We start from the raw sequence: 8,981 nt of genomic DNA on the forward strand, positions 1-8,981 counted from the left end.
TATCAAGAAAACTCGTATCAAAAAATGATTTTTAAAATATTTTTTACAACCTTTTACAATTTTTCTAAAATATTTTTATTTTCGGTCTTCTTCTTTTTGCCTCAAGTCCAATATTTTTTTCTACCTCATGGCTCTATCTCTTCTAATTTGGGTCCCCTTCAGGTTACCCAAACGTATGAATAATTTTTTGTTTATTTAACCTATATACTCCACTCACACATTAAAACTTCCCCTTACAAAGAAGCAACTATTTTTACGTCTTCCATAATTGTGTTTTAATAAACTCTCTTAAACAAACATCCATTTAAAAAAGTTGATTTTTTATTTGATCAACAATTTTACGATACAGTTTAGTATGCTCTTCACTAGGCTTAGCAACAAAAATAGGGATCCCCTCATCTGAAGAAAATCGTAAAGCTGCATCAAGCGGTATTTCCGCTAAGAAAGGGACTTCTCGACGTTCCGCTTCTGCCCGTGCACCACCATAGCCAAAAATATCATAGCGTTTTCCCGTATCAGGAGCGATAAAATAACTCATATTCTCAATGATTCCTAAAATAGGAACATTGACTTTCATGAACATTTCTATTGCTTTACGCGCATCCACTAAAGCAAGGTCTTGGGGCGTAGAGACAACCAACGCACCTGTTAATTGTACCTGTTGTGCAAGCGTTAGTTGTGCATCCCCTGTACCGGGCGGCATATCAACGACTAAAACGTCCAGAGGTCCCCATAAAACGTCTCGTAACAATTGCGTTACCGCTGCCATAACCATAGGACCACGCCATACTACCGGCTTTTCTTCCTCAACCAAAAATCCCATCGACATCAATTTAAGTCCGAATTTTTCAAGAGGTTGAATTTTTTTTTCTCCAATGAGCTGTGGTTTTTGATTAACAAGTCCTGTCAAACGCGGCAAAGATGGACCATAAATATCAGCATCCATCACCCCCGTCTTGAAACCAGAATCTTGTAAAGCTAAGGCGATATTTATTGCCATCGTCGATTTTCCGACCCCTCCTTTTCCAGAAGCAACAGCAATCACATGCTGCACACCTTCTATGGGCATTTTGATCGGTAAGAGATTTGCTCTCCGTCTAGGTGCTGCCTTTGTTGTTTTTTCTGCTGTAAGTGTGACAACAACAGATTCCACTCCCTCCAAAGCACATACCATCTTTTCAGCAGAACGACGCAATGATTCCCATTCTTGCACACCTCCATCAGGAACTGTAATGGAAAAAAAAACCTTACCATCAGCAATCAATATTTCAGAAAGAAGCCCCAACGACACAATATCACTTTCAAGATCTGGTCCTTTGATTTTACGTAATACGTTGCGGACAGCCTCACTTGTAATAGAATCCACGTTCTTTCCTCTCTATAAAAATACCAGCAAATATAAGCATAAGAACGAAAAATACTTACAGGTTCATCACCTGATAATTTTCTACTTTACTCAAAATTATAAAGTATAAATTACTTATATCTTTTCTCTTTAAAAATATGAAACCATCCTTAAATAAAGAATCTCAAACATAAAATCTGCTATAAAATCCTATCAATCGTGTTTGTCTACAACCACTTTAATGAATGTTCTGATAAAAATTTTGTAAAAACAAAAACTGAAAAAATTTTTTAATATTAAAGGATACTTTAAATTGAGTATACAATAATCAGTCATACTTTCTTTAATTCTTTAACGCCCTAGTCATTTATTTTCTATAGACTCAATCGTTATTTCTGACACTCTTACAGTATCGTAAAAAAAGTATCACAGACAATTATAAGGTGTTTTGTATTCTTTCAAGAGCCAGAAAAACAATCTAAGATTGACTTTTTTTATATTTTTCCTTATGGGTTAACAGCCGTATGATATGATAAAATCGTTCATCTCGCGCATAACTGCTCATAAAACGAAGATTAAGAAGGGCCGCACTCCGCGGTATTTAAATAAATGAAACGTACTTACCAACCCTCTAAACTTGTCCGTAAACGCCGCCATGGGTTTCGTGCACGCATGGCTACAGCTGGAGGACGTAAAGTTATTGCTGCAAGACGTGCTCGTGGACGTAAGCGGCTCTCTGCTTAACCATTTAAATTTTCACAACCGTTGAGGATTGCTCACCATTTCTTCGTTGTGAAACTTTTGTTATGAACCTCTAATGCCTGCTTGCAGGCATTTAGTGAAATTGCGAAATGTTCTTTTATGAAGAAAAAACATCCCTGTCGTATTCGCAAAAGAGCAGACTTTTTGGCTGTCCGTACAGGAGAAAAGCGGCGTGGTCCTTTATTTTTGCTCGAAGTTAAATCTCGTGAACAAACAACAGAAAGAAAAGATTCTCTTGTTGCACGTGTAGGCTTCACTGTTACTCGTAAAAACGGTAATGCTGTGAAACGTAATCGTATCAAAAGGCGCTTGCGTGAAGCCGTAAGAGTTGGTGTAACAAACCACATGGAAGCAGGAACAGACTATGTCATTGTAGCATATCGTGATGCGTTACATGCGCCTTTTACATCCTTAATTAGTGAATTAAATCGGCGAATAAAACCAAAAATAAAACATCAGCAACAACAACAAGGGTGTACGGATGGAATATAACCGCAATTTCTTTATCGCTATTGGTTTATCTTTCGTAGTGCTCATCGCATGGCAATTTCTTCATGTTGCTCCCAAACAAGCAAAGTTACAAAAACAACAAGTCATCGCACAGCAATTGTCAAAACAACAATCAACCCTTTCTACTACCACGACGAATTTTTCTGACGATACCTCAACGCATCAAGCAACATCTATCATCGAACAGCCAATGACACCTGAAATCCGGAAAGCTGTATTGGCCAAAACAAAGCGTATTGCGATCAAAACCAATGAACTGGAAGGCTCTATTAATCTTGTTGGTGCACAATTTGATGATCTTCACCTCAAAAAATATCGTTTAACAGTCGATAAAAAATCACCGGAAATCGATTTGCTGAATCCTAAGGGTTTCAAAACGACTTACCTTGCTGAATTTGGTTTTGCAAGTGCATCTTTACCAGCAAAAGCTTTGCCACAATCGGATACACAATGGCAAATAGAGGGAAACAATACAATCCTGACTCCTTCAACACCCATCACTTTAATTTATAATAATGGACAAGGACAGATCTTCCGGCGTATTCTTTCTGTTGATGATCATTTCATGTTTACCATTGAAGATTCTATCAGCAATGAAAGTGATCAACCAATATATCTCTCATCCTATGCCCGCGTTGCACGTGCAGCACCACCAGAACATACAAATGCAACCTATTTACTTCATGAAGGTATGATAGGTATTGCAGGAGATTCGCTCAAAACTGAAAAATATAAAACCTTAGCAGAGCTTGACCCGAATCCTGATAATGGGCAGAAAAGTATGACTTTCTCCAAAGTAACAGGAGGTTGGATTGGTATTACCGATAAATATTGGGCTGTAGCAGTTATTCCCCCGCAAAATAAAGAATATACAAGCCGTTTTATTTATTTTGATCGTTTGCAAACGCATTATCAGTCTGACTTGCTAGGATCGCTTTTAACGATTGCTCCAAATGAAACAAAAACTATTACAAATCGGCTTTTTGCTGGTGCAAAACAAGTTGAAATTATTAATAACTATCAAAATGATCTAAAAATCAAAAAGTTTGCTCTTTTAATTGACTGGGGTTGGTTTGATTTCATCACCAAACCAATGTTTTCTCTCATTGATGTTCTTTATAAACAAACAGGAAATTTTGGTATCGCCATCCTTCTTGTCACGGTGCTCTTAAAAACTCTTCTTTTTCCTCTAGCCAATAAATCTTATAAATCTATGGCACGCATGAAGCTTTTACAACCGCGGTTGCTAGAAATAAAAGAAAAATATCCCGATGATAGAACCAAGCAACAACAAGCAATAATAGAACTATATAAAACCGAAAAAATTAATCCCCTTGCTGGTTGTTGGCCAATGTTGGTTCAATTCCCAATATTCTTTGCTCTTTATAAAGTTCTCTATATCACCATTGAAATGCGCCATGCCCCTTTCTTTGGCTGGATTAAAGATTTAGCGGCACCCGATCCAACTTCTCTTTTTAACTTGTTTGGTCTCTTGCCATATACAACGCCAACATTTCTTCTGATTGGTGCATGGCCTTTGATTATGGGAATAACGATGTTTTTACAAATGCGTATGAATCCTGCTCCTCAAGACCAAACCCAAGCGATGATATTCACATGGATGCCTGTTGTCTTTACTTTTATGCTCGCCTCTTTCCCTGTTGGTCTCGTCATCTATTGGGCATGGAATAATATATTATCAATTATTCAGCAAGGTATCATGATGAAGCGCCAAGGAGTTAAAATTGAGCTTTTTGATAATCTGAAAGCCATCTGGAGAAGATCACCCAAAAAAGAAGTGCATGAATGACAAGAGATTCTTCCCTTTCTGGAATTTTTTCTCGTAATTGGATTTTTATTCGTGGTGTACCAGCAATACGCTTTCTTCCCCCCGAAGGACCACCGGAAATTGCATTTGCAGGACGTTCCAACGTTGGAAAATCATCTTTAATCAACGCACTCGTCCAACAAAAAAGCTTAGCACGTACCTCAAATACACCAGGACGGACTCAAGAGCTTAATTATTTTGTCCCCGATGGATTCAGTGGGCAACTAGGAGACCTTCCCCCTCTAGCATTAGTAGATATGCCTGGTTATGGTTTTGCTGCTGCTCCTAAAAATCTTGTTGATGCGTGGACAAATTTGATTTTTAGCTATTTACGGGGGCGCACAACGTTAAAACGTGTATATATCTTGATTGATTCACGGCACGGAATTAAAAATAATGATGAAGATGTTCTTGCTCTCCTTGATAAAGCAGCTGTTTCTTATCACATTGTTTTGACAAAAAGCGATAAAATCAAATCAAATGCCTTGGAAAAATTAATTATGAGCACACAAACAAAGCTTCTTAAACGCTCAGCAGCTTATCCTGAGCTTCTTGTAACCTCTTCAGAAAAAGCTATCGGTTTAGAGGAATTACGTGCTGCCATTTTGCAAACCATCGCATAAGAGAACAATTCCTAGTCATTAACAATTTATTAATTATAATTACTAGCAGCTACTAATGATCTTGTACTTCTAGTCAAGCATCTTTATAAAAATGATTACTTGAAAGAATTCTCTTCAACTCTATTTGATAGTGTAAATTATGCTGACACTTTTTCACTCTCCCCTATCCGCTGCCTCGCGCTTCATACGCCTCATTCTTGGGGAATATGGTGTAACTATTCAACTGATTGAAGAATATGAATGGGCAAGAAGACACGAATTTCTAGCCCTCAATCCCGCTGGTCATGTTCCTGTTTTTCTCGATGAACACGAGGTTCCATTATCAGGTCCTCTTGTTATCTGCGAATATTTAGACGAAACACATGGAAGTTTACGACAAGAAAATAAGCTCTTTCCGGAAAATCCTTTAGATCGTGCGGAAGTACGCCGTCTCAATGACTGGTTCTTAAATAAATTCGAAAATGAAGCAACGCGCCATATCGTACGAGAACGAATCCATAAACGTGAAATGCCACTTGCCATTGGCGGTGGTGCTCCTAATTCACAAATTTTACGCAATGCACGTGCCAATATTTTACCACATATGAACTATCTCAATTGGCTCTGCGCCTCTCGCGATAGCTTAGTCGGTTCTGCCTTGTCCTATGCAGATCTAGCAGCAGCAGCCTCTATTTCTGTACTTGACTTTCTAGGGGAAATTGACTGGGAACAATCTCCTGCTGCCAAAGACTGGTATATGAGAATTAAATCACGCCCTTCTTTTCGTTCTCTTTTAACAGATCGCGTCCGCGGAATTGTTGCAAGTGCTCACTATGCAGATCTTGATTTCTAGCCTTCTCTCACAAACAAAAATAAAAGTGATATTCTATCTAAAGGATATTTATAGGTTTATGAATTTTTATGCATGCGTATAAACAATATAATAATACATTGATTTATGATCGCATTAAACAGAGAATAAAACCCATTATAATTGAATCACAAAAATCACTTTCTTATCGTGTCACAAAAAAGATCAGCACAGGGATAAAAAATACTTAAGAAAGGATTTTAAAGACTCTCTTTAAATACAAGAACTGTAGCATCATTGGAAGCTAGGCAAATAAAATAACAATACTTAACGCATGTTATACTCCATTCTTCCCAATATATGAAAAAACGCATTGCATAATATATATCCTATTTTCTCTATAATAAACAAAGCCTCATCATGCGTTTTTTACAACATAACAATTTTTTCAACTGACTTTCCTAAAAGATGAAGAATCCGGCCAACTCTCGTGTGTAAACAATCCAACTTCTTGTTAGCCCCTTGTTTTTACTCCTTTTTACGTGATTTTATTTATGTATAACATATTGATATACAATGATAAATAATCGTTTTCTTATGCGTCACAAATGGAATTGATGAGTGAAAATGACTAAGTGCCAAGAATTGTTAAAACATTAAAGGCTAACAAAACGTATGATAATGCTGATTTGCTCTATTCATGAAGCATAAAGATAGTGGCGCAAAATAGATTTTATATTATTCATGGATACTCTCTCGTGATACCACTCACGAGCACTATCATAAAATAAGTTTAGAAGAATTGATAAATATATTTCTTTAAGAAAAGCGCATGAATTGACAATATAGGTCTATTTTGTTTGGAAGATCTTATTTTGCATGAAGAACGCTCTCCTTTAAAGAACGAAAGAAACAAAAGCGTAAAGTAATACACAATCTTCATTAGGTTTCATAAGCAAACCTTACTTAAGAATATTCATCACACACTCTAACGAAAAACATCTCTATTTAAATTTGTAGATCTTATATCACTTGCTCTAAACGACAGTGTTTTACAGCACAACAAGATAAATTAAAGCAGGAAAAAAATTTTCTATAAAGAAAAAGAACCATTGGAAAGAAGGCAAGAATTTGCCTATACTGCACAGTAAAGTATCATAAGGAGATAAAAATGCGCCTTACAGTTGTTGGTGCAAATGGAAGAATGGGACGTGAACTCATTACAGCAATCCAGCAGAGGAAAGATGTAGAGCTTTGTGCTGTTCTTGTACGTAAAGGCTCACCGTTTGTAGGAAAAGATGCCAGTGCATTAATTGGTTCAGATTCTCTTGGGATTAGTATCACTGACAATCCCGAAAATGCCTTTTCTAATACAGAAGGTATTTTAGATTTTTCACAACCAGAAGCCAGTATTCTTTATGCTAACTACGCTGCTCAAAAAAGCCTTGTCCATATTATTGGCACCACAGGATTTAGCAAAACAGAAGAAGAAAAAATTGCAGATTTTGCGAAATATACAACTATTGTCAAATCCGGGAATATGAGCCTTGGAATAAATCTTTTAGCCAACCTTGTAAAGAAAGCCGCTAAAGCATTAGAAGCCGATGATTTTGATATCGAAGTTTATGAAATGCATCACGCTAACAAAGTTGATGCTCCTTCTGGAACAGCCCTTCTTCTTGGCCAAGCAGCAGCTGAAGGGCGCAATGTTATGCTTAAAAATGTGCGTGTCAACGAACGCAATGGTCATATAGGTAAACGCAAAAAAGGCACCATTGGCTTTTCTTGTTCACGTGGTGGGACAGTTGTTGGAGAACACAGTGTCATTTTTGCTGGTCCCAATGAGCGCATTGTTCTTTCACACACAGCGCAAGAACGCTCTATCTTTGCCAATGGCGCATTAAAAGCAGCTTTATGGGCACAAAATCATGAAAGCGGTCTTTATTCAATGTTCGATGTTTTGGGATTGAACGATAAATTTTAAACAATCAATAGAATAGAGGCAATTTATAATGGGACGCATACTTACACTAATTCGTCATGGACAAAGTGAATGGAATCTCAAAAACCTTTTTACCGGTTGGAAAGATCCCGATTTAACAGAAAAAGGTCATGCAGAAGCGATAGCAGCAGGAAAAAAACTGAAAGAATATGGTTTGAGGTTTGATATCGCTTATACATCTGCCTTACAGCGAGCTCAAAAAACCGCTCAGCACATTTTAGAGCAAATGGGACAATCAGATTTAGAAGTGATAAAAAATCCCGCATTAAATGAACGTAATTATGGTGATCTTTCTGGTTTAAATAAAGATGAAGTACGCCAACAATGGGGGCAGGAGCAAGTGCAAATGTGGCGCCGCTCCTATACGATTGCGCCGCCGAATGGAGAAAGCCTACGCGATACCGGTGCGCGCATCTGGCCTTATTATCTTTACCATATCCAGCCTTATATTTTGCGCTCCCAAACTGTTTTGATCGCAGCACATGGAAATTCTCTTCGTGCTCTTATTATGGCGCTTGAAGGTCTCTCCGGTGAGGAAATTATATCTCAAGAATTAGCGACCGGCATTCCTATTATTTACACATTTAATCCGGATTCAACAATTTTATCAAAGACAGTCCTCACACCTTAAACTTCTAAAATCATGATCTCCCTTAAAAGTTCAATGCTATCGTTTTAAGCTGAAAAAATAAATTCTATAATTTTATTGACAGAGTTGCTTCATGCGCTTAGATGAATTTTATAAGCCCAGATGGCGGAATTGGTAGACGCGCAGGTTTCAGGTACCTGTGCCGTAAGGCGTGGAGGTTCGAGTCCTCTTTTGGGCACCATTTTGTATCTTTAACATATTAAATATATAGATTTTTTATTTAAAGAGCTATTTTAAGATCAACTTTTAGACCACCTTCTACGGTTTATACAACTTTAGCTAATTTATTCCTTATTTTTCTTTGGAGTGAAGGATAAGATCTCTTTCTTTCTCCATCTCACTGCTCTCCCTAGCTTATATAGCTCTGGCCCCTCCTTGAAGCACCTAATTACGAATCGTGGTTGTGGATACACTAAAAAACTTTGCACACTCACGTGTTATTACATATCCATCTCCATCATCAAATATCATC

8 protein-coding genes, 1 tRNA gene and 1 pseudogene are annotated in these 8,981 nt (G+C 37.4%); 8 read left to right on the forward strand and 2 right to left on the reverse strand.

Features of this window, described 5'->3' with window-relative positions:
- Positions 1-304: 304 nt before the first annotated feature.
- Positions 305-1,366, reverse strand: a complete 1,062-nt coding sequence (locus ACFIL7_RS04885; protein ID WP_375633241.1) for an Mrp/NBP35 family ATP-binding protein — start codon at positions 1,364-1,366, stop codon at positions 305-307.
- A gap of 588 nt (positions 1,367-1,954) precedes the next feature.
- On the opposite strand from ACFIL7_RS04885, the gene rpmH reads away from it, so the two are divergent.
- From rpmH to ACFIL7_RS04925, 8 genes are all read left to right on the forward strand, one after another.
- Complete coding sequence (rpmH, locus tag ACFIL7_RS04890) at positions 1,955-2,089, forward strand: 50S ribosomal protein L34 (protein WP_005864709.1); 135 nt, start codon at positions 1,955-1,957, stop codon at positions 2,087-2,089.
- 117 nt (positions 2,090-2,206) lie between these two features.
- Positions 2,207-2,599: a ribonuclease P protein component gene (gene rnpA, locus ACFIL7_RS04895; RefSeq protein WP_015856278.1), complete on the forward strand. Its 393-nt coding sequence runs from the start codon at positions 2,207-2,209 to the stop codon at positions 2,597-2,599.
- Positions 2,589-4,427: a membrane protein insertase YidC gene (yidC, locus tag ACFIL7_RS04900; RefSeq protein ID WP_375634923.1), complete on the forward strand. Its 1,839-nt coding sequence runs from the start codon at positions 2,589-2,591 to the stop codon at positions 4,425-4,427. Before rnpA ends, yidC begins: the two co-directional genes overlap by 11 nt.
- Positions 4,424-5,068 carry a ribosome biogenesis GTP-binding protein YihA/YsxC gene (yihA, locus tag ACFIL7_RS04905; RefSeq protein ID WP_375633243.1) on the forward strand — a complete coding sequence of 215 codons (645 nt, stop codon included), beginning with the start codon at positions 4,424-4,426 and terminating at the stop codon, positions 5,066-5,068. The genes yidC and yihA overlap by 4 nt, the downstream gene beginning before the upstream one ends.
- Before the next feature lie 139 nt (positions 5,069-5,207).
- A complete protein-coding gene (locus ACFIL7_RS04910) occupies positions 5,208-5,900 on the forward strand; it encodes a glutathione S-transferase family protein (protein ID WP_375633244.1) in 693 nt (230 codons plus the stop codon).
- A gap of 1,129 nt (positions 5,901-7,029) precedes the next feature.
- A complete protein-coding gene (gene dapB, locus ACFIL7_RS04915) occupies positions 7,030-7,842 on the forward strand; it encodes a 4-hydroxy-tetrahydrodipicolinate reductase (protein WP_375633245.1) in 813 nt (270 codons plus the stop codon).
- Between the two features lie 28 nt (positions 7,843-7,870).
- Positions 7,871-8,491 carry a 2,3-bisphosphoglycerate-dependent phosphoglycerate mutase gene (locus tag ACFIL7_RS04920; RefSeq protein ID WP_375633246.1) on the forward strand — a complete coding sequence of 207 codons (621 nt, stop codon included), beginning with the start codon at positions 7,871-7,873 and terminating at the stop codon, positions 8,489-8,491.
- A gap of 114 nt (positions 8,492-8,605) precedes the next feature.
- A tRNA-Leu gene (locus tag ACFIL7_RS04925) sits at positions 8,606-8,690 on the forward strand.
- A gap of 103 nt (positions 8,691-8,793) precedes the next feature.
- Here the strand turns inward: ACFIL7_RS04925 and ACFIL7_RS04930 are convergent.
- A pseudogene (locus ACFIL7_RS04930) lies at positions 8,794-8,980 on the reverse strand (helix-turn-helix transcriptional regulator).
- Position 8,981: the final 1 nt, after the last annotated feature.

Origin of the sequence: Bartonella sp. AP3QHHD (assembly GCF_042195765.1) — a bacterium.
GTDB lineage: Bacteria > Pseudomonadota > Alphaproteobacteria > Rhizobiales > Rhizobiaceae > Bartonella.

What these genes read in the sequence shown, in the direction of transcription:
- rpmH (WP_005864709.1), top strand. Translation starts at nt 1,955, where the DNA reads ATGAAACGTACTTACCAACCCTCTAAACTTGTCCGTAAACGCCGCCAT.
- rnpA (WP_015856278.1), top strand. Translation starts at nt 2,207, where the DNA reads ATGAAGAAAAAACATCCCTGTCGTATTCGCAAAAGAGCAGACTTTTTG.
- yidC (WP_375634923.1), top strand. Translation starts at nt 2,589, where the DNA reads ATGGAATATAACCGCAATTTCTTTATCGCTATTGGTTTATCTTTCGTA.
- yihA (WP_375633243.1), top strand. Translation starts at nt 4,424, where the DNA reads ATGACAAGAGATTCTTCCCTTTCTGGAATTTTTTCTCGTAATTGGATT.
- ACFIL7_RS04910 (WP_375633244.1), top strand. Translation starts at nt 5,208, where the DNA reads ATGCTGACACTTTTTCACTCTCCCCTATCCGCTGCCTCGCGCTTCATA.
- dapB (WP_375633245.1), top strand. Translation starts at nt 7,030, where the DNA reads ATGCGCCTTACAGTTGTTGGTGCAAATGGAAGAATGGGACGTGAACTC.
- ACFIL7_RS04920 (WP_375633246.1), top strand. Translation starts at nt 7,871, where the DNA reads ATGGGACGCATACTTACACTAATTCGTCATGGACAAAGTGAATGGAAT.